This window comes from Mycobacterium mantenii (assembly GCF_010731775.1).
GTDB lineage: Bacteria > Actinomycetota > Actinomycetes > Mycobacteriales > Mycobacteriaceae > Mycobacterium > Mycobacterium mantenii.
In genome coordinates this window covers 5,694,861-5,719,928 of the sequence record NZ_AP022590.1, presented here as the reverse complement: position 1 = coordinate 5,719,928, position 25,068 = coordinate 5,694,861, and the positions used below count along the sequence as shown (strand labels likewise).

The following is a 25,068-nucleotide window of genomic DNA, read 5'->3' as shown; positions in this document are numbered from 1 at the left end:
CGCGAGCCATGACCGAGCCGACGGCACCCGATGCGCTGGTGCCGTCGGTGCCGCTCACGCGGATGGCTCACGCGTTTTCGATCCAGTTGATCTGCCGGGCCCTGGGCATGCTGGCCTCGGTGGTCTCGGTGGCGATGACCGCCCGCTATCTGGGACCCGGACGCTACGGGCAGCTTTCCATCGCCGTCCTCTTCATCGCCATGTGGACCAGCCTGGCCGATCTCGGTATCGCCACCGTGATCGTGCGCCGGGTGACCTCCGGGCGGGGCGACCTGGAACGCTTGGTGCGGATCAACAGCGGCCTGGCCCTGATCTACTGCGTCCCGCTGGCCGTGCTGGCAGCGCTGTCGGGGTTGCTGATTTACCGCGACGCGGATGTGCGAGTGATGCTCGTCGTGCTCTCCGGAGCGCTGCTGATGCAGACCATGGTGAGCCGGTTCGAGCCGGTTTTCCTTGCCACGGTGCGGTTCTCCGCAGTGGCCGTCTCCGACGTTGCCGGCCGGCTGGCGGCCCTCGCCATGGTGGCCTGGCTGGTCGCGGCGCACGCGAACGTCATCTGGTTCGCCGTCGCGCAACTCATCCCGCCGGCCGTGCAGCTGTTGATCCAGGGCGCCGCCGCGATGCGACAGATCTCGGTGCGCCCCATCTTCGCGCAGCGGGAGGCCGCCGACCTGTTGCGGGAAAGCTTGCCGCTCATCGGGTTCCTGGTCGTCGGGCTGCTGTACTGCCGCGCCGATGGGGTGATCCTGTCCCTGCTGAGCACTCATGCCGAGGTCGGCGTGTACGGGCTGGCCTTCACGATCGCGTTCAACACCATCGTGGTGTCGCTGATCTTTCTCAAGTCAACGCTGTCGACCGCGACCGAGCTGTTTGCCCGAGACGTCGGCGCGTTCGCGGGGTTTCTGCGGCGCAGCGTGGAGCTGATGTACTTCGTCGCGGTCCCCGTCGCGGTGGTCGGCGCGCTGCTGGCCGGACCGTTGATCGCGCTGTTCGGTGACAAGGCGTTCGTCGCCCGCGGCACGCCGACCCTGGCGTTGCTGTTCGTAGCGGCCGCGCTGCGATTCGTCAGCGGCACCCTGGGTCAGGGCCTGGTCGCCAGTCATCATCAGCGGATCTTGTTCTGGTTGACCATGGCCACCCTGGTGCTCAACGTCGCACTGAATCTCGCCCTCGCCGGACGGTACGGCGCGGTCGGTCCGGGCGTCGCGCTGGTGTGCACGGAGTTCTTCAACATGGTGGTCAGCACCTGGTGGCTGCGCCGTCATTGCGGCTACCGGACACCGGTGAGGTTCCTGATGCGGCTGCTGATACCGACGGCGGCGAGTGTGGCCGTGGCGCTGCTGCTTTCGGGTCAGCATGTCGTTCTGACTCTGGTCGCGGCCGCCGTCGTCTATCTGGCCACCAGCGCGCTGGTCGGCCCGATCGGCTGGTCGGACTTGACCTCCCTGCGCCGGAATCAGCTGGCGGCATGAAGCACGAATTGGACCGGGCGTATCTGAAGCGCCCGGTCGGCGACCCACCCGAGCTGCCCGCCACGCGTCCCTTGGTGGTGCTGATCGTGAACCGCGCCGGCCGCGAGCCACCGGAGAGCTGCCTTCGCAGCCTCGCCGAGCATGTGCCCGCGCTGCCGGTCTATGTCTACCAGAACGGCGGCGACGATGATCCCGCGTGCGCTCAGCTCGCCGCGAAATACCCTGCCGTGCATTGGGTTTCCGGGGCAGGCAACGCCATTTTCGCGACAGCCTGCAACGCACTGGTGGAGCATGCTCCCGCCGACGCCGACCTGCTGTTGCTGGATCGTAACGCCCGCCTGCTGGGGCCCCTCACCCGCACCCGTGAGTTGCTTCGCCAGCCGACGGTGGCGGCGGTGTCACCGCTCGTGCGTGACGACACCGCACCCGGCCGGGCGCCGTGGGACGTGGCGACCCGTCGCCGCACCGTGGCCCGTGAGCTCAGCGCGGCCGCCGGCCGCTCCGGCGCGCTGCGCCGCACGCCCTTCTCAACGCTGTATGCTCGCCAGCCTCCCGAATCACTGGGCATCGACGGCGATTTGAGCGCGACCTGCCTGGCGATCAACCGCGCGGCCTGGAACGCCATCGGCGGCTTCGACGAGGAGTACTTCGGTTGCGGCGAGGCCGCGGACTGGCAGGCCCGTGCCCGCGCCGCGGGGTGGCGCTTGCTGCTGGCCGACGAACTCGGCGCCGAGCTCGCTAATCCGATCACCGAGCAGGGTGCCGAACACCGACGCGTCGGTGACCTGACGCGCACCAACGCCGCTCTGCTCCTCGAACACCACAACAGCGTTCACCACGCGGACGTCTACCTGGCCGGCACGACGCTGCTGGATCGGGTGCGGCGCTCGAAACGCCAGTCGCGCCATCTCGCCGGTCGGCGCCGTGACCTCCCGGCGATCGTGATCAGCACCAATCGCCTGGTCCACGGCGGCGCTGAGCGACAAAAGACTTTGCTGGCAACCGAATTGGACCGCCGCGGCTATGCGGTGACCATCGTCTGCGTGCAACGCTTCGGTCCGATGATCTCCGAGATCCCGCCGACCGTGCGGGTGGTGCGCCAGCCCTGGTGGGCGCCGGTCGTCGACATCCCCGAAGGCCCGGCGGTGCTGATCACCGCCGACACCAATACCGAAGCGGGATTCGCCACCCTGTGGCGCGCCGCCGGCCGAAACCGCCGCTGGCTGGTCGCTCCGCATGTCCCGCCGGAAGAGGACCGGCCGATCTATTCGCGGCCACTGACGGCCGCGATGCGCCGTGCCGACGGTTTCATCGTGCTGGCGCAACGGCACTGGGACATGCTGGCCGCCACAGACCGGCTCCGGGGCCGGCGATTCATCGCACCCAACGGCGTCGCCGCTCCGGGTGACCCGGCCCCGCGGATCCGCCCCGCCGGTGAGCCGCTCCATCTGGTGATGCTCTCGCGCATCCTCGAGCACAAGAACCCACACGTGCTGATCGAGGCACTCGGTGAGCTCCCCGATTTCCCGTGGCGGCTTTCGGTTTTCGGTGACGGTCCGGATCGTGAGAGGCTGCAGGCCCGCACGCCTCCCGGGCTGCTGAACCGAGTGGACTGGCGTGGCTGGGTCGACGGTCCCGGGACCGCGCTCGCCGACGCCGACCTGTTGTGTGTGCCGAGCCGCTCCGAGGCGTTCCCGCTGGTGATTCTCGAGGCGATGGCCCGCTCGGTGCCCGTGGCGGCGTCAGCGGTTTGCGCCGTCCCGGAAATGCTGGATTTCGGAAGGGCGGGATTTCTCGTCGACCCCGTATCGGTCGCCGGGTGGCGGGACAGCCTGCAAACCATTCTCGCCGATCCCGACGCGCTGTCGGCGATGGGACGGCGCGGCTTCGACCGCATGCACAAGTACTACACGGTCGAGGCGATGACGGACGCCTACCTCGAGGCGATCAACGCCATATGGTGAAAACCCTTCGTAAGGTCCGACTTTCGCCGGACCGGCTAGGGTTTGTCCCCGCCCAGGATCCTTGCCACCGTACGCGGTGAGGTCTTGTGCTGCCCGAACCCGGCGTACAGGAAATAGCGCGGCTCGCAATAAATCTCGTTGATGTCGGTCGGCACGTCGGCGAAATTCTCCGCGAGCGCGGAGTCGATGAAGAATGCATCCGAACCCGAGTGGGAATTGCAGCACACCAACCGGTAGTCGAATTGGGCGAACAGCGCGGCGAAACTGGCCAGCGATGCGCCGAAGTAGTCGTCAGACTGCCAGACGTGCTCGGGGTCGTAGGCGATCTGAAACTTCACCGGCGGCGGAAATTTGCCGTTGTATTCGACGACGAAGAGCTTCGGACGGATGCCGTCCGCCAAGAGTTTCTCGACGAGATAGATGTCGTTGCCGTCCAGATCCAAAGAGATCACGTCCGGCTGCGTGGCGTTGATCCGCTGCAGGCAGGATCGGCTGAGCGCCAGGATGTTCTCCGCGGTGATCCAGGCCTTCTGGTAGGTGAAGCGCGGGCCGTCGCTATAGCTGACCGCCAGATCCTGTCCCCCCACCCAGAAGCCCTTCCAGCCCAGCGCCGCCAGGATCAACGTGTTGTTTTCCGTCCCGTCGCCGACGCCGAATTCGGCAAACACCCCGTCTTCGAGACGGCCGATCCGGCGCAGGATCTCCAGCGTTATGCCGTCCTGGTCGGTTCCGGAGAAGCATCTCTTCCCGGCACGATTCAGCGGATTGGCGTGATTCGCCTTCAACGCTTGAGAATGGTCGAACAGGATCAGATCCTTGAGCTGGTCCCGCGTTTCAGTTCCGGCGATGCGCCGAATCTTCTGCCTGAGCCTCTTTCCGGGCGGTGGCGCGCTGCTGGCCATTAGGCGGTCATCCGGGGTCTCTTTCAAGCAAACATCGAATGGAGACTAAAGCTACCACGCCAATGCCGATGCGAAGTTCTTGTAGCCCCTGCGATTTCCCTCCCCGAATGGCCGGGGCGGCGTCACATCGGGCTCCCCCGTCGGCGCGTCCGGGCCCGCGGGATCGATCGAATAGTCATGGTGCACAACCCATCGTGCTGCGTCGGCGCGGGGGCCGGCGGCCGCGAATTTCCGGGCGGGTTGCCTTGCTCACCGCGCGGAACGTGCCGTAGGTTTTTCACTGTTCTTCTTCCGGCGTCTGCTGACGTCGCGGAGGATGCCCAGGAAGGGTTTGATGCCGTGCTGTGCCGCATCTGCAGTTTCCAGACCAGCCCGGCATTCACGCGCCAGGTGCTCAACAAATACGACTGCAGGTATTACTTCTGCGACAACTGCGGCTGCCTGCAGACCCAAGAGCCGCATTGGCTCGATGAATCGTATGCGAGTCCGCTGGCGGCCGCCGACACCACCATGCTGTGGCGCAACCTGTACCTTTCCCGCGCGATATCGGTGTTGCTGTATTTCCTGTTCGATCACCGCGGCCGGTTTCTCGATGCGGCCGGCGGTTACGGCGTTTTCACCCGGCTGATGCGCGACATCGGGTTCGACTACTACTGGAACGACAAATACTCCCCCAACCTCACCGCGCAGGGCTTCGAGGCGGATGCCGGTCCCGGAGCGCCGTACACGGCGGTCACCGCCTTCGAGGTGATGGAGCACCTGACCGACCCGGTCGGCTTCGTGGCCGGGCTGCTGGAGAGCACCGGTACCGACACGATCATCTTCACGACGGAGCTTTTCGACGGCGGTCCCCCGCCCCCGGACGAATGGATGTACTACGCCTTCGCCACCGGCCAGCACATCACCTTCTACCAGAGACGGACGCTGGAACTCATCGGGAAGCGCTTCGGCATGCAGTTCCACACCTCGAAAACCCGGTGGTGGTTCCTCGGGGGCATGGGGCTGCACATCTGGACACGGGCGAAGGTCAACCCGCTGGCGTGGCGCCTGCTCGCCTCGCCGCGGGTGACGAACCTGTTGCAGGGGTTGCCGCGGCGATCGCTGCAGACACGAATGTGGACCGACGCCGACCTGTTCCTACACGCCGACGGTGGGTTGTGAATTCGCCTCGGGTGCTGTGGCTTTCGCCGTGGACGCGGCCGGCGGTACGCGTCCAGTCCGAGGCGCTGATCCGGCAGGGGGCCGACGTGCTGCTGGTGACCTCCGACCGGCACCCGGAGTCGGACGCCGCCCGTGACTACGAGTTGGTGCTCGACCCGCGGTTCAAGACCGCCGCCACCTGGCCGCCCACCTTCAAGGCCTGGCGCCGCCTCCGCCAATACCGGCCCGACGTGGTGATCGCCGAGATCGTCCGCGACCCGCGTTGGATCGCACTGGCCGGGTCGGCGCCCCGCATTCAGGTGGTTCACGACGACCGTCCCCACGACCCCGGCGAACGGGTCCCTTCCTACGAACGTGCGGTGTTCGACCGCTGGGGCGCCGGCTCGGCGGCCACCATCACCTATTGCGAGTACGTCGCCGCCGGGGTCGCCACCCGCCGCGACGTTGCCGGCACGCCCGTGCACGTGGTGCCGCTCGCCAGTGACATGGACCCGCAGCGGGTTCCACCGTTCGTCGGGCCCGACGGACGCCATGACTTCGTCATGTTCGGCCGGCTCAATCCCTACAAGAATGTCGACGTCGTGCTCGAGGCCTGGCAACGCCACATCGCCGGCGACGGCTGGCACGGTGACAACCTGGTGCTGATCGGGGACGGGCCGCTGAATGCCGCCGCCCTGCCCAAGCACACGCGTTGGCGCACCGGCAGCTACCGCTACGCCGACGTCATTCCCACGCTGGCCGCCGCGAAGGGCTCGATCTCGCACTACCGGCGCGCGTCACAAAGCGGCGTGCAGGTGCTCTCGATGCAGCTGGGGGTGATGCCGGTCGTGTCCACCGCCGGCGGTCTGCCCGAATACCAGCCGTCGGGTTGCCCGCCGATCGGCATCGACGACGTTGTCGGGCTGGCCGCCGCGTTCGACATGCTGGCCGATCCGGTCGTGGCGGCCCGGCGCGGCGCCGAGGCGGCGCGCGACTACGCGCAGCGCTGCGACGTCGACATCGTCGCGCGCCGCTTTCTGGAGGTCATCGCGCAGGTGCTGGCCGGGCGACGCTGACCGGTCAAGCTGTCCTGAAATCTGTCGGCCGGCAAGCGGTTCGGGCCGTAGCGAGGCGATCGGCAAGCCGCACTCCCAGCGCGATCCCGAGCAGCGTCGGGTTGGCCTGACTCGACGTGGGGAGCACCGAGGTGCTCGCGACGTACAGCCCGCGCACCCCGTGCACTTCGAGGTTCGCATCGACGACGCCGCCCTCGGGCGTCCGGGACATCCGCGTCGTTCCGGCCTGGTGATATCCGGCGTGCCCGGCCAAAAACTCCCGTACCAAACCCTCGGCATCGTCGCTCAGCCACTCGACATATCCAACGTTGTGGCGGCGCAGGTGCTCGTCGATGGCGACGATGGCCCGGCGCACGCTGTCGTAGTCGGCGTCGGAGAACTGAATGTGGGTGCGCAGCCTGCGCATGCCGAGGGCGTCGCGGTCGTCGCCCAGCTCGACGCGGCTCTCCCAGTGCGGAAGATGCTCCCCGTGGTAGTGCAGCAGATACCGGTTGTCGGCGCTCTTGACGAAGAAGCCCGGCGCCTTGCGACCCCTGCGGATGAACCGGGCGTAGGAGAACGTCAGCGCAAATCGGATGGAGCCGAACAGGTCTCGCACGATGTTGGTCAGGTGAGCGAGAATCTGCGGCCGCCCGTCGGTATGGGTGTGCTTGGCGCGGATCGCCTCCGCGAGCAGGAACCGGCCGAGCGGGGAGATCAGCGTCAGATACACGCCCGACAGGATCCCGCTTCCGTGGGCAGGATCGCTGATCGGCGGATTAACCAGCCAGACAGCGGCGTTGAGCATTCCGGCGTCGCGCTGCACGGCCGGATCGAGTGTGAAGCGGCGGCGAACGTACACCCCGTCGTTGTCGCGTTCGTAGGCGTGGATGACATCGCCGGTGGTGAACCGCACGCGCGCGACGCGGCCCTCGACGTGTGACATGTACCAGCGCCCGAGGTGCCCGCCCGCATTGCCCAGGCCCGCCGGATGATGACGATCCGAGGCCAGCAGCAGCCGGGTCGCCTCCAGCCCGCCGGTCGCGATGACGTAGTCGGTGGCGACCACTCTGCCCTGGCGGCCGCCGAGTGTCTTGATCACGAGGTGGTCGACCGCGTCGCCGGATTCCGTGGTGACGATCTCGGTGCATGTCAGTCCGGTCCACAGCGTGAGGCAGCGGGCGTCGCGCAGCTCGGTCCGGTACGCGCGGCCGAAACGCGTTGGTAATGCCCAGCGTTCGAGATCGGTGGTGCGTACGTCACCGTCGGGAAGCCCGGCGACCAGGTCTCGGTTCGCGAGGTCCGGGATGTCGCGCGCGTTGAACACCGCCCGTCCGCACGCCGCCCAGTCGCAGGCGCGCTGCAGGTACGGTTCGACGTCTTGGGATCGGATCGGCCAGGGTGCCTGGGCGGTCAGCGGTCGGTCCTCGAAGTCGATCGGGTCGAAGTTGACGCAGCGCCCACCCCACAGCGCGGTGGTTCCGCCGACCTGCCGGCGAATCATCAGGTCGCCACGCGAGTGGAAATAGTCATTCTGACCCGAGTCCAGCGTTGACAGCTCTTGCGCCGCTCGGTCGGTGCGCTCCAGACCGCTTTCGATCAGCGCGACCCGGACTCCGGAGCGGGCGAGTTCCAGCGCGGTCGCGATGCCGATCGCCCCGGCGCCGACGACGACGACATCGGTGTCGATCGTCGTGTTCGTGGTGAAGTCCTGCGGGCCGCGAATCACCGGGCACCGCCGGATCGGAATTCCGCGACGAGAGCCAGAAACCGCGTCGAGATCTCGGCGTCCGGGGGCGACGAGACGGCGTCGGCCGCGTGCGCGACCCGGTTCGGGTCAGTGGTGCTGTACAGAATCGCGCGGCAACCCGTTGCGGCGGCGGATGATCCGAGGATCAGCTTCGCCAACACACCGTCGGCAAGCGGATCGAGATGCAGCGCTTCTTGCCAGCGTCGCGCCAACGCCGCGTCGCTTCGCAACGCCGCCGACAGGGCGGTGTGCGAACCGTTGAGCACGCCGAACACGAGATCGGCGGGACGCGGCGGTGGTTCGAGCAGATGGCCGCGAACCTGGCTGACCCCCTCGGGGGCGAATTCCCGGGCGAAGTCCACCTCGAGCCCCTCGTCTTGAGAGACGCCCCACGCGCGAATCTTGCCCTGCCGGTGGGCGCGTGCGAAGAACTCGCGAAGTTCGGCGCTGTCCACGACGTCTTGCGGCCTGGGGCCGTGCACGAACAGGATGTCGACGTGGTCGACGTCCAGCGCCACGAGGCTCTCATCGAGGCTGCGGGCCGCCGCGGCAGCGTCGTAGACTCGCGCGGACTCGTCGGAGGCCTGGTTCCGTTTGACGGCGCGCCGCAGCGCCGGAGCTTTGCGCAGCAATGCACGCGCGGGCGCCTGAAATCGGCCGAGCCGCCGGGACATGCCGCCGACGTCGATGCCGAACTTGGTGGCCACCGTCACCGCGTCGCGGTCGACGGTGCGCAAGAACCTCCCGAGTTCGGCCTCCGCCTGGCCCAGGCCGTACATCCGCGCGGTGTCGAAGTGGGTGATCCCGTTGTCCACCGCGCTGCCGAGCACGGCCATCCGTTCCTTGCGGGACGGCGATTGCATCAGGCCGCCGCATCCGAAGCCGACCGCACTCAGGTTCAGCGTCGGACCATGCAGCTCAACCCGTTTCACGAGCGCAGCCCTCGTAGATGCGGCGCAGCTGGGCGCCGATGACTTCCGGGCTGCGGGTGGCCGCGACGTGCGCCTGGCCGCGCAGGCCGTCGCGCTCGGCCAGCTCCGGATCACGCAGATATCGTCCGATCGTCTTCGCCAGGGCGGGCGCATCATCAACGGGCACAATCATTCTCGGGTCAGAGGCGATCTGCGCCGTGCCGCCGACGGGTGTCGCCACAAACGGACGCGCGCCGGCGAGTGCCTCGGTCAGGATCATCGGCATCCCCTCGGCGAACGACGGGAGGGTAACCACGCGAACCGACCGGATCAAGTCGCGGACCATATCCGGGTGAACCGGCCCTTCGACGGTCAGGCGCTCGGTCGGCGGTGGGAGGTAGTCGTCGACGACACCGACTATCCGACAATGTCCTTCGATGCCCTCGGCGAGGAGTAGCCGCCACGCCGCCACCAGCGTGTCGACGCCTTTGCGGTGGCCGACGGTTCCCGCGAACAGCACCACGGGCGGCGTCGACCCGGCCGGCGGCGCTTCCCAATCGATCGGAATCGGGTTGGCCACCACCGAAGTCCGCACCCCGGGCGCCACCCATCGCGCGGCGGTACGGGCCTCCTCGGACAGGAGGATTACGTGGTCGGCGTGGCTCAACGTGGCACGAACGAAACGCGAACGCGCATGGGCGAACTCGTGGAAGTCCGAGCCGTGGATGGTGACGACGACGCGGAAGCCCCGGGCTTTCGCCAGCCGGATCAGCGGCCCTTCGCGCAGCCAGGCGCCACCATTGGACATGTGGAAGTGCGTGACGGTCCCGCGGGGCGAGCGGGCCAGCGCGATCCCGGCACGCGCGGTGAGCAACGAATTCTTGGCGTGGTGCCGCCCGTCCCACGTCGGCAGGACCCGGATCTCGTCGGCGCCGATCTTGTTGTCGCGGATGACGCGGATCACCGACTGCGTTCCACCGAAGCTGTACGGGTCGGGCCCCACGTGGGTGACCGCATTCATGTCGCCGCGGCGATTGGCGCCGGCGCGGGCTCGGCGTCGAGTTCGCGTGCCGCACGCTCGCGGCGGCCCACGTTGGCGAAACCCATTGTCGTGCCCAGCGCCAGACCCATCGCCAGGGCGTCCATCGGCATCTCCGGCAGGGGCCACACGGCGGATATCGCGAGCAGGGCGGCGGAGGCGGCCGCACTGATCTTCGACGCCGCCGTTGCGGTGCGCAGCGCGCGGACTATCGGCGTCCCCGCGAACCACACGAACGCCGCCATGCCGACCGCCCCGGCTTTGGCCAGCCACCATTGATAGAAGAGATGAGAGTAGGTGGGGCCCAACGTCCAGGCGAACGCGTTGGGATCCTTCCCGGACGGCAGCTGGTAGGCGTAGCCCAGTCCGTGGCCGAATACCGGTGCCTGCGCGATCGCGTCGTTGAGCCGGGCGACTTCGCGCAACCGGTCCAGTGTCGATTCGTCGGTGGCGAGCGCACTCGCCGAAATCCCGCCGAGCACCCGCTGATTGAACGCGGTGAACTGGTCGCTGAGCCACGACCCGGCATGCGATTGCTGCAGCAAGAACAGCGATCCCGGCACCATGACGGCGAGCACCGCCGCGGTGATCGTGGCGACGACGGCCGTCCGGCGGATGGCCGGCCAGCCGAAGCTGGTGAAGAACGCGACCGCGGCGGCCACCGCCACGGCGATCAGCGTGTTGCGAGCGAAGGACAGTAGCGAAATGATCAGCGCCGGCGGACCCAAGGCGAAAAGCATTGCGGGCCTGACCCGGCCGATGATCGAGGCGGCGACTAGCGCGCTGAGCACCGCGGTGGCCGGCGTCTGGATGGACAGGACGATGCGCAGAGCCTGGCCCGCACCCGTCGCCCCCTCCAGGCTTTCCGCCCGGCCGGCGAGCCGGATGGCGTGCAACGAACTCACGATCGCCATGAACGCCGAGAACCACAGCGTCACGATCATCACGCGGATCGCCCACTTGACGTAGCCGCCGTAAACGACGAACAACGCCAGCAGGAATCCCATGACCATTTCGAGCAGGGTTGCCGATTCCCGCATGACCATGGTGGCTTCGTGTTCGAGCTGAAATCCGACGACGGTGTAGACCAGCACCGTGAACACGAACATCGCCGGCAGCAGAAAATCGGCGAACCGCGGTCTCACGATCGGGATCAGGTAGCAGATCGCCAGCACGGCGGCCACGTGGTAGGCGTAGATCGCCACCGGGCCGATGATCTTGCCGACGTGCAACCCTTCGGGCAGCGCCGCGAACGCCAAGAATAGCGTGACCCCGACCATCCCCTCGGGCTTGACCCAATAGACCACCAGGCAGAACAACGCGGCGATCAGCAGCACTCCCTCGGTGGTTCTGCGCACCGAGAGCACGCCGAAGACGAAGCAGCCGAACAGGAACACCGCCAGCAGCGCGCCATCCACCGCCAGGCGATGGCGACCCGGCAGGTAGGGGATCACGCCGGCCCGCTGACCTTCGTCCGGTAGGCGCGCGTCGCCGCCTTGATGTGCAGGGCGGGACGGGCATCGGTCAGCACGGTGCCGATGACGTCCGCGCCGGCCGCGCGCAACGCGGTCAGCGCGTCCTTGAGCTCGTCGGCGGTGGTCCGGCGGGCCCGCACCACCAGCACCGTGGCGTGAACGGCGCCGGCCAGCAGGGCGGTGTCGGCCGTCGCCAGCACCGGCGGCCCATCGACCACGATCCGGTCGAAGCGCGACGACAGCTCCAGCAGTACCCGGTCGATCACTTCGGGCAGAAACGCGCTGACCGGCGGAGTTTCGCGACGCGCGGACCGCGACGCGAGGGTGAACAACCTCGCCGCGGGCGACTGCTTGACGGCTTCGCCGGCGATGTCCGGGTTGGCCAGCGCGCTGGCGAACCCCTCCCCCGACTCGACCCGCAGCAAACCGGCGATCACGTGCCGGCGGGTGTCGCCCTCGACCAGCAGGACGTCCTCGCCGATTTCGGCGAGTGCCAGCGACAGGTTCAGCGCCGTCGTCGTCGTTCCCTCACCGCCGAACGGCGCCGTCACCAGCACCCGGTGGCCTTCGGGCCCCATCGCCCGCAGCAGCCGGGCGCGCAGGCCCCGCACCGCGTCGTCCAGTGCGCCGTCGCTGCCGAACCGCGGGGTGCCGCCACGCTTACCGGACAGCTCGGCCAGCGTCGGCAGACCCGAGAGTTTCTCCAGCTTCTCCCGGTCGCGCACCGTACGATCGCCGGCCTCCCGGGTCAGCGCGACCGCGATGCCCAGCAGAATCCCGGCGACAAAGCCCATCGCCATGTTGCGCATCGGCACCGGCGTGACCGGATGCTTCGGCACCCGCGGCGGTTCCACCACCCTTGCCCGGGCCAACGGCAATGTCTTGGCCGCCGGTTGCGAGGGGCCCGAAATGTCCGGCGACGGGCCGGGAGTGGGGGCGTTTGTTGGGGTTTCACCCGTATCGGGCCGCGGGCCGTTGGGTGCCGATGCGATCGGACCGTTCGGCGTCAGGTTCGCGCCGAGCGCCGGGACCATGAGGGCGAACTGGTCGGCCATCGCCCCCGCCAGCGCCGCGGCGCGCGCGGCATCGGTGTCCTTGACGGTGATCGTGAAAAGCATTGATTTCGCGGTGTATTTCACCTGCGTCTGGCTCACCAGGGCATCGGGGCTGATCGGAACCTGAAGCTGATTGATCGCACGTTCGGCGACGACACGTCCGCCGGCGATCTGGGCATAGGACGACAGCCGTTCCTGGGCGGCCAGCGTGCCGTTGTACAACTCGGTCAGATCGGTTGCGCTCGGAAACGAGATGAGGATCGTGGCCGTCGACTGGTAATGCTTGGTCTGCAACGCGGTGATGGCTGCGGCGCCGATGGTGCAGGCAAGCACCGCGGCCGCGGCGAGTTTCCAATGTGCAAGAAGAATCTTGACAAAGGTGCGGAAATCCATCCACTAACCTCTCTGGCCGACGCCATACGAATGGCGCCGATTCGATTTATTTCGTATTCGCCGCGCAAAGCTCAGTCCACATTATGCAGCAATCGTCATGCGGCATCGGCGGAATCGCATGCGTGCCCTGCCGCGGGAAATCCCGCACTTTAGCGGCGCCTTCGCACCGCCATTCACTGCCGGGGAGCCGAAGTCAACACGTCGCGCGACACGTCGAGCGTCGCGATCGGATACCACCCGTTGCCGTCGCGTCCGCGGCGTGCCAACCGCATGGGCGGATAGTTCACGACGTGCGACGCACCGGGTTTGTGCTGTTGCCAATCCACGGCGGCGCTCAGCGTGTAGTGGCCGGGCGCCAGGCCGGTCACGTCCACGGCGACCGAATCGGTGTAGGACGCCGGGGCCGGTTCGGTTCCGGATTTGTCCCCGGATTGCCTTTGGGCCAGCGTCTTCAGTGTCACCGTCGCGGGCAGGGTGCGGACCACCGCTCCGGAGAAATCCACCAACCGGTAGCCGGGGACCCAGTTCTCGGTGGCGGCGGCCGAACCGTAGTTGGTCCACACCACCTTCAGGGTCGGCACCCCGTCGCGTACCGATTGCGACCCCGCCTGGGCTTCGGCCGAGTAGCGATAGCCGGCGGCGACATTCGCCTGTGCCCACAGCAGGTACAGCGCCGGGTCCATCGCACTGCCCGAATCCACCGCCGGGAAGTTGTAACTCGACATCATCGACACGTGGTACTTGACGACGTCACGCAGCCCCTTGTCGTAATAGGACCGCGGATCGGTGCCGTCGGGCAGCTGGCACCATTCGGTGATCACCAACGCCGAGGCCAGCCGGTCTTTGAGTTGGCCGACCAGCGGATCCTTCGTCCGCACATAGTAGGAGCCGTCCGCCTCGGCCCAGGTGGGCAACGGCGCGTACACGCCGAGGCAATCCGAGCGGATCCCCACGGGCGCCGACAATTTCTTGGTGACATCGTCGGCGAGCAATTGGCGAACGATTTCCGGGTTCAGCGCGGTGGTCACCAATTGCGTATGGGGGAAGGCGTTTACGTTCGCCGAGACAAGCTGCGCAATGGCAGCCTTGGTGATGCTCTGATCACGAAACTGGCTGTAATACCCCAGCTTTGCGATGCTGTCTTCCGGCGACGGACCCGGCGCGCCCAGCGTGTCACGCAGATAAGCGATGTGGTTCTCGCTGAAATCCCCGTAGCCGGAGAACTCGAACACGCTGAGCCGCTCGTCGCCGTCGTAACGACGGCCCAGGGCGGCCAGCAGTTGACCGAAGGCGTTGAGGTAACCGGAGTCGTTCCAGTTGGGTACTACCTGCGCCACGCCGGGTGTCCACCAATACCGTTGCGGCCCGGTGAGGCTGACGCTGGCATCGGGCATGCCGCGCACCCAGTCGGGCATGGCGATGTTGGTATTGTTCGCGTAGGTGGTGTCGCAGCAGGAGTTGTAGGCGACCACGCGAAGCGTCAGCCGCATGTTCCGGCCGGCCATCTTGGTCAGCGCGTCATCGATGACCCCGAAGTCGAACTTGCGATCATCCGGAGCGTCGGGAGGCAGCGTGCCCGGATCGGTGGGCTGCAGCTGCCGCCACGAAACACGCAAACTGGCATCATCCGACGCCGGCCAGGCAGGGTAGCGCCGCTGCGCGGAATTGCCTTGCGGGAAAAGCGGCATCAACAGGTCTTCGTACTGGCCGCGCAGCGGGTTGGGCACCTCTTGAACGGCCAGCGGTATGGGCGGGCTGACGATGACGGCCATCGGACCGGCGTCGGAGCGGTGGGCGCCACCGCACCCGTTCAGCACCAGCGTCGCGCACGCGACAACGACGGCCGTCGTCAGCCTCAGAGTTCGGACCACCGTTGCGATGCTAGAGCGAACCCAGCGACGACGACTCGCGATCGGCGAGAAACGGCATCGGCATCCAGCGCGCGGACAGCAACGCTTCCATCGCATCGCCGGGGATGGGCCGCGACAGCAGGAAGCCTTGCGCCCGGTGACACCCGTGTTGCATCAAAATCAGTGCGGCAGCGGGTGTCTCGACGCCTTCGGCGACCACTTCCAGGCCAAACGCCTCGGCCAGTCCGATGATCGCGCGGACGATGGCCAGGTCACCGGCGTTGGTGCCCACGTCACGCACGAACCCGGCATCGATCTTGAGCATGTCGACCGGAAGGGACTTCAGGTGGGACAGAACGGCATAACCGGTGCCGAAGTCGTCGATGGCGATCTGCACGCCCACTTCTTTGAGCTCCGCCAAGGTCTTTCGCGTGGTGTCGACGTCGTGCACCACCGCGCGCTCGGTGATCTCCAGGCACACCGATTCGGCGTCGATGCCGAACTCGCCGATCGTCTCGGCGACGCTTTCCACGAAACCACGGCTGATCAGCTGAATGGGCGACACGTTGATGCGCAACATGGCGCCCTGACCGACGCCGTTGGCTCGCCACCGGCTGAATTCGGCGCAGGCGGTGCGCATCACCCACCGGCCCAACTCGGCGGCCAGGTTGGTCGTTTCGGCGACACCGATGAACGCATCGGGCAGCAGCAGCCCCCAGACCGGGTGCCGCCAGCGCACCAGCGCCTCGGCGCCCACGATGGCGCCGGTCCACAAGTCCACCTCGGGCAGGTAGTGCAGGATCAGGCCTTCGCTTTCGATATCGCCTTGCAGGTGCAGCTCGATGTCGTTGCGGAAGGCCCGTTTCAGCGACATGTCGTCGGTGGACACGGCCGTCTGGTTGCCGCCGGCGCGCTTGGCCGTCAGCACGGCCTCGTCGGCCCGCCGCAGCAGATCGGTGCAGTTGTCGATCCCGGGCGTGCCCACCGCCAGCCCGATGCTGACGGTCCGGCTGATCACGTGCCCGCCGATGGTCAGGCGGTCGCACAGCATGGTCGACAGCCGGCGGGCGAACGCCTCGGCATCCTCCGACGTCATCGGCTGGTGCGGGATGACCACGAATTCGTCGCCGCCCAGCCGGGCGATCATGCTCTCGGTTCCCGCGCACTCCTCGATGCGTTGCGCGAACATCCTGATGAACCAGTCGCCCGCGGAGTGACCGAGGTAATCGTTGATCGGCTTGAGCCGGTCGAGGTCGAGGTAGAAGACGGCGACGGGCCCGGTGCTGTGAGCCGTGAGCCGTGCGGTGAGGTGCGCGACCAGCGCCCGGCGGTTGTACACGCCGGTCAGGTCGTCGTGCTCGGCGAGATAGCGGAGTCGTTCCTCGGCGGCGATGCGGGCCTGCAGTTGTGCGAACAACGCGGCGACCGCCTCGAGCGTGTTGATCTCCTCTTGTTTCCACTTGCGGGCGCCGAACTTGACGAAGCCGAGCACGCCGGTGACCGCATCGCCGGACACCAGCGGCGCAACGGCCAGCGAGGGCGACACCGGCGCCCTGCCCTGGTTCAGCGAGCGGCGAAACCAGCCGTTCGGCTGATCCGGCCGGATCACCACCGGCTTCCTGTCGCGCTCGCACTGGGCGAGCACCGAGTCGGCGCCGTCGAACTCGAGATCGGCCATCGGATCCGGATCGGCGGCGTCGGCGCGCTGCGGCCACTCGGCAACCAACACCGAGGCCGGCGCGTCGTGGTCGTGGTGACGCAGGAAACTGGCGTCCACATCGAACTGCTCAACGAGTTGCGCGAGAACCTTTTCACTGACCTGGGTCGCCGTGGACGCGGTGGCCTCCATCAACTGGGTGGCGACAGAGGTGACCACCAGGTCAAGGCTGCGCGGCACGCGAGGGGGTCCTTTAGTTCGCTCAGTTGTTTGCTGGTTGAACCTCGGGCCGCGCGGCGACGCGGCCGAAATCCGTCTGGAAACGGTATCACGCACAGTGCCGTGTAGCAGGCCTTACGACGAGGCGCCGACGGGCGGCGCGCCGCTTCGGCCGCGACCGCTCACTGGCCGTTTGCTGAGGCCGAATCGCTCGGGATGTCCAGTGTGGCAATCGGGTACAACCCCGAGCCGTCGCGGCCGTCCCGGGCCAGCGCCATGGGTGCGTAGTTCACGACGTGCGAGGCGCCCGGTATGTGCTGTTGCCATTCGACGGAGGCACGCAGCGTGTAGTGCCCGGGTGCCAGGCCCGTCACGTCCAAGTGCACCGACTCGCTCGCCGACTCGGGAACCGGCTCCTCCCGGGACGAACTGGATTCGTCGTGAACCAGCTTCTTGAGATTGACGGTCGCGGGCAGGCTGCGCACCACCGCCCCGGAGAAGTCCACCAGCTTGTATCCGGGCGCCCAGCGCTCGGTGGCCGCCGCCGAGCCGTAGTTGGTCCAGACCACCGAGATGGTCGCCACCTTGCCCTGGATCGATTGCGATCCCGGCTTGGCCTCGACCGAATACCGGTAGCCCGCGGAGGTATTGGCCTGGCCCCACAGTTGAAACAGCTTGGGATCCATCGCCGTGGTCGCATCGCTGTCCGGGAAATCGGCGCTCGACGTCATCGACACGTGGTACCGGATGACGTCGTGCAGGCCCTTCTCGTAGTACGACCGGGGGTCGGCCCCGCTCGGCGGTCGACACCACTGGCTGATCACCAGCGCCGTCATCAGCCGCTGCTTGATCGCGTTGACGACCGCATCGTTGGACCGGACATAGTGCGAGTCGCTGGCCTCGGCCCACTCCGGCAGCGGGCTCTGGACCCCGAGGCAGTCCGCGCGGACGCCAACCGGGGCCGCCGATTTCTTGGTGACGTCGTCGTCGAACAGCTGGCGGACGATTTCCGGATTCTGCGGCGCCACCACCAGTTGGGTGTGCGGGAAGGCGTTGACGTTCGCCGCGACCAACTGCGCAATGGAGGCCTTGGTGATGCTCTGGTCGCGGAACTGGCTGTAATAGCCCAGCTTTGCCGCGCTCTCGTCGGGGGTGGGGCCCGCCGCGCCCAGCGAATCACGCAGATACGCGAGTTGGTTCTGGCCGAAGTCCCCGTACCCGGAGAACTCGAACACGCTGAGCCGCTCGTCGCCGTCGTAACGGCGGCCGAGCGCGGCCAGCAGTTGGCTGACGCCGTTGAGGTAGTCGGGGTCGTTGAAGTTCGGCACCACCTCGGTGACGCCCGGCGCGGAACCGTTGGGTGGCACGGGATAACTGGCGGCCGACGGGCGCAGCCAGTCCGGAATCGCGATGTTGGTGTTGCCCGGATAGGAGTCGTTGCAACAGGACTTGTAGACGTACACGCCCAGGGTCAGCCGCATGTTCCGGCTCCCGAGCTTGGCCAGCGCGTCATCGATCGCGCTGAAGTCGAACTTGCGGTCGTCGGGTGCATCCGGGGGCAACGTGCGCGGATCGACGGGTTGCAGCTGCCGCCACGAGACACGCAAGCTGGCGTCGTATGAAGCGGGCCAGGGCGAGTATCGCTGCTGCGACGAATTACCTTGCGGGAAAAGCGGATTCAGCATTTCCTCATATTGACCGCGCAGCGGGTTGGGTATCTCCTGCGCGGTGGGCGGTATGGCCGGGCTGACCATCGCCAACAGCGGCCCGGGGTCGCTCTTACCGCCACAGCCGCTGAGCGCCAGCACCGCGCACACGACAGCGGCCAGCGCGCGTTTCCTCGAGGAACACATTATGGTCACCGGCGTCAGATCACGCCCGACGACAACGGCCCGCGTGGGCTCGGTGACTGCGCCGACGCCGGCGCAGCGTCCCGCCCAATCACAGCGATGGTCGTCGTCAAGGTTGCTTCTCCAATACACACCGATGCGCCTGAAGTGACCCCATATTTCGCGCGTTCCAATGGTGCGTGCATCCGGCCCGGGGCGGGCCACGATTTGGCGTAGCGCAGCGTATCATGCGCGTTTCGGCATGGCTTCGCTGCAGCTCAGCGGGGGTGCGGCCGCAAATCGGCCCACACCCCGGTCCCCTCGCAGTGAGGCGCGTCACAATTGCGGGCGCGCCTGTCACGCTCGGCGGGTCTGCGGTGTCTCAAGGGCACAGGTCCTCACGAAAAGGAGACAGCCATGAAGGCCCCCCAAAGAACGCATGTCGTCGTCGTCGGCGCCGGATACGCCGGAACCCTGGCGGCCAACCACCTGCGCCAGCGTCCGGACGTCGACATCACCGTGGTGAACCCGCGACCGGTCTTCGTCGAGCGAATCCGCTTGCACCAGTTGGTCGCCGACACGGGCACGGCGACCGCCGATTACGCGACGCTGCTCGGCGAGGGGATCAGGTTGGTCGTCGACACCGTCGACCACATCGAGACCGAGGACCGGCGCGTCCTGCTGACCTCCGGCGCGGAGTTGAACTACGACTACCTGATCTACGCCGTGGGAAGCACGGGTGCGACCGCCTCGACGGTGCCCGGCTTCGCCGAATTCGCGCATTCGGTCGCCGACCTGGAAAGCGCGCACCGGCTGCACTACGCGCTCACCGATCTGCCGCTGCCCGCACCCATCACCGTGGTCGGCGGCGGGTTGACCGGCATCGAGACCGCCTCCGAGCTGGCCGAGGGCGGGCGCCCGGTGACCCTGGTCTGCGGCCCCGTCCTCGGTCCGTCGCTGAGCAGGCGGGGCCGGCGCTCGGTGGCCAAGCGGCTGCGCCGGCTGGGCGTCAACGTGCTGGAGTCCGTCGCCGTGGCCGAGGTGCGCTGGGATGAGGTGGTGCTCACCGACGGCGTCGTGCTGCCCAGCGCGGCGACGGTCTGGACGGCCGGATTCGCCGTGCCGGACCTGGCCGCCCGCAGCGGCCTGCACACCGACCCGATGGGCCGGCTGCTCACCGACGAGACGCTCACCAGCATCGACGACGGGCGCATCGTCGCCGCGGGTGACGCCGCCGCGCCGTCCGGTCAGCCGCTGCGGATGAGCTGCCAGGCCGCCGGCCTGATGGGCGCGCAGGCCGCCAACACCGTGCTCAGCCGCATTGCCGGCGACGCGCCCGCGGCGCTGAGCCAGGCGTTCGTCGGGCAGTGCATCAGCCTGGGCCGCACGCACGCCACCGTGCAGTTCTCCCGCACCGATGACACCCCGGTGAACGTGTTCCTCGGCGGCCGGGCGGCGGCGTCGGTCAAGGAAGCGATCTGCAAGGGCACGCTGTGGTCGATCCGCCGGGAGGCCGCCAAGCCCGGTTCGTACCGCTGGATCAAGGGCGGCAAGCGGCCCGCGCCGTCACCCGCCGGCGAGGAGGTCGCCGCGCGATGACGCAAGCACCGACCGGCAGCGGGCACGCCGAACGGTTCACCGTGCTGCGGCCACTGCTGTTCACCATCGCCTACGAGATGCTCGGCTCGGCGACCGAGGCCGACGACGTCTTGCAGGACAGCTATCTGCGGTGGGCGGCGGTCGACCTGGCGACGGTACGCGACACCAAGTCGTATCTGGCCCAGCTGGTCACCCGTCAGGCGCTGAACTCGCTGCGGGCCGGTGCTCGCCGGCGCGAGGATTACGTGGGGCCGTGGCTGCCGGAGCCGTTGCTGCTCGACGAGCAGGACCCGTCGGCCGACGTCGTTCTGGCGGAGTCGATTTCGATGGCGATGCTGGTGTTGCTGGAGACGCTGAGTCCCGACGAGCGGGCCGTGTTCGTGCTGCGCGAGGTGTTCGGGTTCGACTACGGCGAGATCGCCGAGGCGGTGGGCAGGCCGGCGCCCACCGTGCGGCAGGTCGCGCACCGGGCCCGCGAACACGTGCGGGCCCGGCGGAAGCGATTCGACGCGGTGGACCCGGAACGCAATGCCGAGATCACCGCGCAGTTTCTGGCCACCGCGGCCGACGGTGACGTGGAGGCGCTGATCACCATGCTCGCCCCGGACGCCACCTGGACCGCCGACAGCGGCGGCGTGGTGAGCGCCGCCCGCCGGCCGGTGGTCGGCGCCGAAAAGGTGGCCCGCGCCATCGCCGGGCTGATGCGCCGCGCCGCGGCGCTCGGCACGATGCGGGTGGACATGGTGACCTGCAACAGCGCCCCGGCGGTTCGGCTCTACCTCGGCGAACAGCTCGAAGGCGTGATCACGCTGGAGATCGCCGAGGACAAGATCACCAATTTCTACGTGATGCGCAACCCGCAGAAACTGGCCGCCCTGGCCACCGCCCGCGACATCAGCCGCGGCTGAGCGGGGCGATCGCAAACGCGGCGTAGCCGGGTGCAGCGGGTCGCCACCATCCGACCAGCGGGGCGGGCGCCGAGGGTGCGAAACGCCGCCGCTCTGTCAAGCTAGGGCTGTGCGAATCGACCGGCTCGGCGACCTTGGCGCCGCACCCCAGGTGCTGCGCGCCCTGGGTGACGCCACCGGCCGGCTCGGTCTGCCGCCGCCGGCCGCGCTGACCGGCGAATGGTTCGGCGCCCTGGCGGTGATCGCGCCGAGCCTGGCGGTGCGCCCGGTGCGCGCCGATGACGTGTTCGCGGTGCAGGCGCCGCGGACGCCGGAGCCGCACGCGGTGGGCGGTGGCTGGATCGGTTACCTGTCCTATCCCGACCCCGGTGCCGGCGCCCGGCCCAACCGGCTTCCCGAGGCCGCCGGCGGCTGGACCGACTGCGTGCTGCGCCGCGACCGCGACGGCCGTTGGTGGTATGAGAGCCTGTCCGGCGCGCCGATGCCGGACTGGCTCGCCGCCGCGCTGGCGACACCGGCGGCCGAGCCGGGCGCATGCCGGATCGATTGGGGCATCGCCGACCGGGCGGCACATCGCGACGGGGTGCTGGCCTGCCTGGAAGCCATCCGCGCCGGCGAGGTCTACCAGGCTTGCGTCTGCACCCAGTTCAGCGGGACGGTCACCGGCGCCCCGCTGGACTTCTTCATTGACGGCGTCGCCCGGACCTCTCCGGCGCGGGCGGCCTACGTCGCCGGCCCGTGGGGTGCGGTGGCATCGCTGTCCCCCGAGCTTTTCCTGCGCCGGCGCGGGACGCTCGTGACGTCCAGCCCGATCAAGGGCACCCTGCCGCTGGACGCCTGGCCGTCGGCGCTGCGCGCGTCGGCGAAAGAGGTCGCCGAGAACATCATGATCGTCGACCTGGTCCGCAACGACCTGGGAAGGGTGGCGATCGTCGGCACGGTGAGGGTGCCCGAGTTGTTGGTGGTGCGGCGGGCTCCGGGCGTGTGGCATTTGGTGTCGACGGTGTCCGCACAGGTCCCCGCCGAGCTGCCGACGTCGGCGCTGCTGGACGCCGCCTTTCCCCCGGCATCGGTCACCGGGACACCCAAACACCGTGCCCGCCAACTGCTCTCGCAATGGGAGCCTAATAGTCGTGGAATATATTGTGGCGCAATCGGATTGGCGTCACCCGTGGCAGGGTGCGAGATGAATGTCGCGATCCGCACCGTCGAATTCGATGCCGCGGGCGGCGCGGTGCTGGGCGTCGGCGGCGGGATCACCGCCGACTCCGACCCGGACGCCGAGTGGGCCGAATGCCTGCACAAGGCGTCGCCCGTCGTCGGGCTGGCATCCATCGCCGCCGCGAGCCCGGCCGGCTGACCGACGGGCCGCCGTCAGTCGCGGCGGGACTGCAGCACCGCGTCGTAGAGCTGGCGCGAACGCACCCCCGGATGGGCCCCGGCCACCTCACCGCAGGCGTCCTTGATGCGGGTGCCTGCCGCGACCAGCTCCTCGACCTCGGCCACCAGCGACGGCAGGTCGGCGCTCGGGGTGGCCCCGGCCAGCACCACGGTGATCTCACCGAGCACACCGTCGGCCGCCCACGCCGCCAGCTCGTCGAGCGATCCGCGCACCACTTCCTCGTGCACCTTGGTCAGCTCCCGGCAGATCGCGGCCCGGCGGGCGCCGCCGAGCCGGTCCACCGCGTCTCGCAGACAGGACGACAGCCGGCGCGGAGATTCGAAGAACACGCAGGTGCGCCGCTCGTCGGCCAGCGAGTCCAGCCAGGTCCGCCGCGCCGCCGTCTTGCGTGGCGCGAACCCCTCGAAGCAGAACTTCTCGCTCGGCAAACCGGACACGGCCAGCGCGGTCGTCACCGCCGACGGCCCCGGCAGGCATCGCACCGGCAGGCCGGCCTCCACACACGCCGTCACCAGCCGATAGCCGGGGTCGCTGATCAGCGGCATCCCGGCGTCGCTGACCACCAGCACCGTCGCACCCGCGCGGATAGCCTCCAGCACGGAGTCCACCCGGGCGTTCTCGACCCGGTCGAACATGCTGATCACCCGACCGGTGATCCGCACCTCGAGGGCCTTCGCCAGCGTGCGCACCCGACGGGTGTCCTCGGCCGCCACCACGTCGGCCCGAGCCAGGGCGTCCAGCAGGCGGGGGGAGGCGTCCGACGGCTGCCCCAGGGGGGTCGCGCCCAGCAACAGGCGGCCGGTGGTCATGACCGACAGCCTACGATCGACGTGATGACCGCCCCGCCCCGCGAATCACTCTTGAACATGGAGGGTGCCGAACAGGACCGCGCGGTGCCCATCGTCAGCCCCGGGCCGCTGGTGCCGGTGGCCGATTTCGGGCCGACCGATCAGGTCCGCGGCTGGGTGGTAACCGGCGTGATCACCCTGGTGGCCGCGGTGACGCGCTTCCTCAACCTGGGCTCACCCACCGATAGCGGCACCCCGGTCTTCGACGAGAAGCACTACGCGCCGCAAGCCTGGCAGGTGCTGCACAACCACGGGGTGGAAGACAATCCAGGGTTCGGCCTGGTCGTCCACCCGCCCGTCGGCAAGCAACTGATCGCCCTCGGCGAGGCGATCTTCGGCTACAGCGGCATCGGCTGGCGGTTCACCGGCGCGTTGCTGGGCGTGGTCATGGTGGCGCTGGTGATGCGGATTGTCCGGCGGATCAGCCGCTCCACGTTGATCGGCGCGATCGCCGGCGTGCTGGTGATCTGCGACGGCGTCAGCTTTGTCGCCGCCCGGACGGCACTGCTCGACGGCATCCTCACCTTCTTCGTGGTCGCGGCGTTCGGCGCGCTGATCGTCGACCGCGACCAGGTTCGGGAACGGATGCACATCGCGTTGCAGCAGGGCCGCAACGCCGACACGGCGTGGGGTCCGCGGCTGGGTGTGCGATGGTGGCGCTTCGGCGCCGGGATCCTGCTCGGATTGGCCTGCGGCACAAAGTGGTCCGGCCTGTACTTCGTGCTGTTCTTCGGCCTCATGTCGCTGGCGTTCGACGTGGCCGCGCGGCGTCAGTATCAGGTCACCCGGCCCTGGCTGGGGACGCTGCGGCGCGACCTGATCCCCACCGCGTACGCGCTGGGGGTCATCCCGGTGTTGGTGTACCTGGCCAGCTACGCCCCGTGGTTCGCCTCCGAGACCGCTATCGACCGCCACGAGGTGGGCCAGACGATCGGCGCACATTCGATTGTTCCGATGCCCGACGCCATCCGATCGCTGTGGCATTACTCCGCCAAGGCGTTCCAATTCCACGCCGGCCTGACGAATTCCGCCGGCAACTACCACCCCTGGGAATCGAAACCGTGGAGCTGGCCGATGTCGTTGCGGCCGGTGCTCTACGCCATCGACGAACAGAACGTATCCGGGTGCGGCGCCCAATCGTGCGTCAAGGCCGAGATGCTGGTGGGTACCCCGGCGATGTGGTGGTTGGCGGTGCCGGTCCTGGTTTTCGCGTTGTGGCGCATGCTGGTTCGCCGCGACTGGCGCTACGCCGCGGTACTGGTCGGCTACTGCGCCGGCTGGCTGCCCTGGTTCGCCGACATCGACCGGCAGATGTACTTCTTCTACGCGGCGACCATGGCGCCGTTCCTGGTGATGGCCATCGCGCTGATCTGCGGCGACATCCTCTACACCCCCGGCGCCCCGCCCCGACGGCTGCGGCTGCAGGCGCACTCGGAGCGCCGCACGCTGGGGCTGATCGCGGTCTGCGCCTACGTGGCGTTGGTGGTGACCAACTTCGCTTGGCTGTTCCCGATACTCACCGGTCTGCCGATTTCGCAGCAGACCTGGAACATGGAGATTTGGCTGCCCAGCTGGCGCTAGTTCTCGTTGGCCGAGATTG

Annotated in this window: 18 protein-coding genes; 8 read left to right on the top strand and 10 right to left on the bottom strand. The window is 68.3% G+C overall.

Features of this window, described 5'->3' with window-relative positions; all coding sequences use genetic code 11:
• The first annotated feature begins 8 nt into the window (after positions 1–8).
• Both G6N50_RS26410 and G6N50_RS26405 read left to right on the top strand, forming a co-directional pair.
• The gene (locus G6N50_RS26410; protein ID WP_083097951.1) at positions 9–1,472 is read left to right on the top strand and encodes an oligosaccharide flippase family protein; all 1,464 of its coding nucleotides are present in this window, start codon (positions 9–11) and stop codon (positions 1,470–1,472) included.
• Positions 1,469–3,436 carry a glycosyltransferase gene (locus G6N50_RS26405; RefSeq protein ID WP_083097950.1) on the top strand — a complete coding sequence of 656 codons (1,968 nt, stop codon included), beginning with the start codon at positions 1,469–1,471 and terminating at the stop codon, positions 3,434–3,436. The genes G6N50_RS26410 and G6N50_RS26405 overlap by 4 nt, the downstream gene beginning before the upstream one ends.
• Before the next feature lie 35 nt (positions 3,437–3,471).
• Here the strand turns inward: G6N50_RS26405 and G6N50_RS26400 are convergent, their stop codons facing one another.
• Positions 3,472–4,338, bottom strand: a complete 867-nt coding sequence (locus G6N50_RS26400; RefSeq protein ID WP_083097948.1) for a hypothetical protein — start codon at positions 4,336–4,338, stop codon at positions 3,472–3,474.
• Positions 4,339–4,677: 339 nt separating this feature from the next.
• Here G6N50_RS26400 and G6N50_RS26395 point away from each other — a divergent pair, with 339 nt between their 5' ends.
• A complete protein-coding gene (locus G6N50_RS26395) occupies positions 4,678–5,499 on the top strand; it encodes a class I SAM-dependent methyltransferase (protein WP_158086102.1) in 822 nt (273 codons plus the stop codon).
• Between the two features lie 11 nt (positions 5,500–5,510).
• Complete coding sequence (locus G6N50_RS26390) at positions 5,511–6,554, top strand: glycosyltransferase (RefSeq protein ID WP_083098023.1); 1,044 nt, start codon at positions 5,511–5,513, stop codon at positions 6,552–6,554.
• Between the two features lie 4 nt (positions 6,555–6,558).
• Here the strand turns inward: G6N50_RS26390 and G6N50_RS26385 are convergent, their stop codons facing one another.
• The 8 genes from G6N50_RS26385 to G6N50_RS26350 form a co-directional block, all read right to left on the bottom strand.
• On the bottom strand, positions 6,559–8,262 hold the full coding sequence (locus tag G6N50_RS26385; RefSeq protein WP_083097944.1) for an FAD-dependent oxidoreductase: 1,704 nt from the start codon (positions 8,260–8,262) through the stop codon (positions 6,559–6,561).
• Positions 8,259–9,185: an aldo/keto reductase gene (locus G6N50_RS26380; RefSeq protein ID WP_083098021.1), complete on the bottom strand. Its 927-nt coding sequence runs from the start codon at positions 9,183–9,185 to the stop codon at positions 8,259–8,261. The genes G6N50_RS26385 and G6N50_RS26380 overlap by 4 nt, the downstream gene beginning before the upstream one ends.
• 16 nt (positions 9,186–9,201) lie before the next feature.
• Positions 9,202–10,215, bottom strand: a complete 1,014-nt coding sequence (locus G6N50_RS26375) for a glycosyltransferase family 4 protein (protein ID WP_083097942.1) — start codon at positions 10,213–10,215, stop codon at positions 9,202–9,204.
• Positions 10,212–11,687: an O-antigen ligase family protein gene (locus G6N50_RS26370; protein ID WP_083097941.1), complete on the bottom strand. Its 1,476-nt coding sequence runs from the start codon at positions 11,685–11,687 to the stop codon at positions 10,212–10,214. The genes G6N50_RS26375 and G6N50_RS26370 overlap by 4 nt, the downstream gene beginning before the upstream one ends.
• A complete protein-coding gene (locus G6N50_RS26365; protein WP_083097939.1) occupies positions 11,684–13,156 on the bottom strand; it encodes a polysaccharide biosynthesis tyrosine autokinase in 1,473 nt (490 codons plus the stop codon). Before G6N50_RS26365 ends, G6N50_RS26370 begins: the two co-directional genes overlap by 4 nt.
• A 173-nt stretch (positions 13,157–13,329) precedes the next feature.
• The gene (locus G6N50_RS26360; protein WP_372510010.1) at positions 13,330–15,027 is read right to left on the bottom strand and encodes a hypothetical protein; all 1,698 of its coding nucleotides are present in this window, start codon (positions 15,025–15,027) and stop codon (positions 13,330–13,332) included.
• Positions 15,028–15,037: 10 nt separating this feature from the next.
• Positions 15,038–16,903: a putative bifunctional diguanylate cyclase/phosphodiesterase gene (locus G6N50_RS26355; protein WP_083097938.1), complete on the bottom strand. Its 1,866-nt coding sequence runs from the start codon at positions 16,901–16,903 to the stop codon at positions 15,038–15,040.
• A 161-nt stretch (positions 16,904–17,064) separates the two neighbouring features.
• Positions 17,065–18,738, bottom strand: coding sequence for a hypothetical protein (locus tag G6N50_RS26350; RefSeq protein WP_372510013.1), 1,674 nt, complete (start codon positions 18,736–18,738; stop codon positions 17,065–17,067).
• 390 nt (positions 18,739–19,128) lie between these two features.
• Here G6N50_RS26350 and G6N50_RS26345 point away from each other — a divergent pair, with 390 nt between their 5' ends.
• From G6N50_RS26345 to G6N50_RS26335, 3 genes are all read left to right on the top strand, one after another.
• The gene (locus G6N50_RS26345) at positions 19,129–20,310 is read left to right on the top strand and encodes an NAD(P)/FAD-dependent oxidoreductase (protein WP_083097936.1); all 1,182 of its coding nucleotides are present in this window, start codon (positions 19,129–19,131) and stop codon (positions 20,308–20,310) included.
• Entirely contained in the window at positions 20,307–21,218 is a 912-nt protein-coding gene (locus tag G6N50_RS26340; RefSeq protein WP_083097935.1) for an RNA polymerase sigma-70 factor, read from the top strand. Before G6N50_RS26345 ends, G6N50_RS26340 begins: the two co-directional genes overlap by 4 nt.
• A 109-nt stretch (positions 21,219–21,327) precedes the next feature.
• A complete protein-coding gene (locus G6N50_RS26335; protein ID WP_083097933.1) occupies positions 21,328–22,578 on the top strand; it encodes an aminodeoxychorismate synthase component I in 1,251 nt (416 codons plus the stop codon).
• Between the two features lie 14 nt (positions 22,579–22,592).
• Here the strand turns inward: G6N50_RS26335 and rsmI are convergent, their stop codons facing one another.
• Positions 22,593–23,429: a 16S rRNA (cytidine(1402)-2'-O)-methyltransferase gene (gene rsmI, locus G6N50_RS26330; protein WP_083097932.1), complete on the bottom strand. Its 837-nt coding sequence runs from the start codon at positions 23,427–23,429 to the stop codon at positions 22,593–22,595.
• 24 nt (positions 23,430–23,453) lie between these two features.
• On the opposite strand from rsmI, the gene G6N50_RS26325 reads away from it, so the two are divergent.
• The gene (locus G6N50_RS26325) at positions 23,454–25,049 is read left to right on the top strand and encodes a dolichyl-phosphate-mannose--protein mannosyltransferase (RefSeq protein ID WP_083097930.1); all 1,596 of its coding nucleotides are present in this window, start codon (positions 23,454–23,456) and stop codon (positions 25,047–25,049) included.
• Positions 25,050–25,068 lie beyond the last annotated feature (19 nt).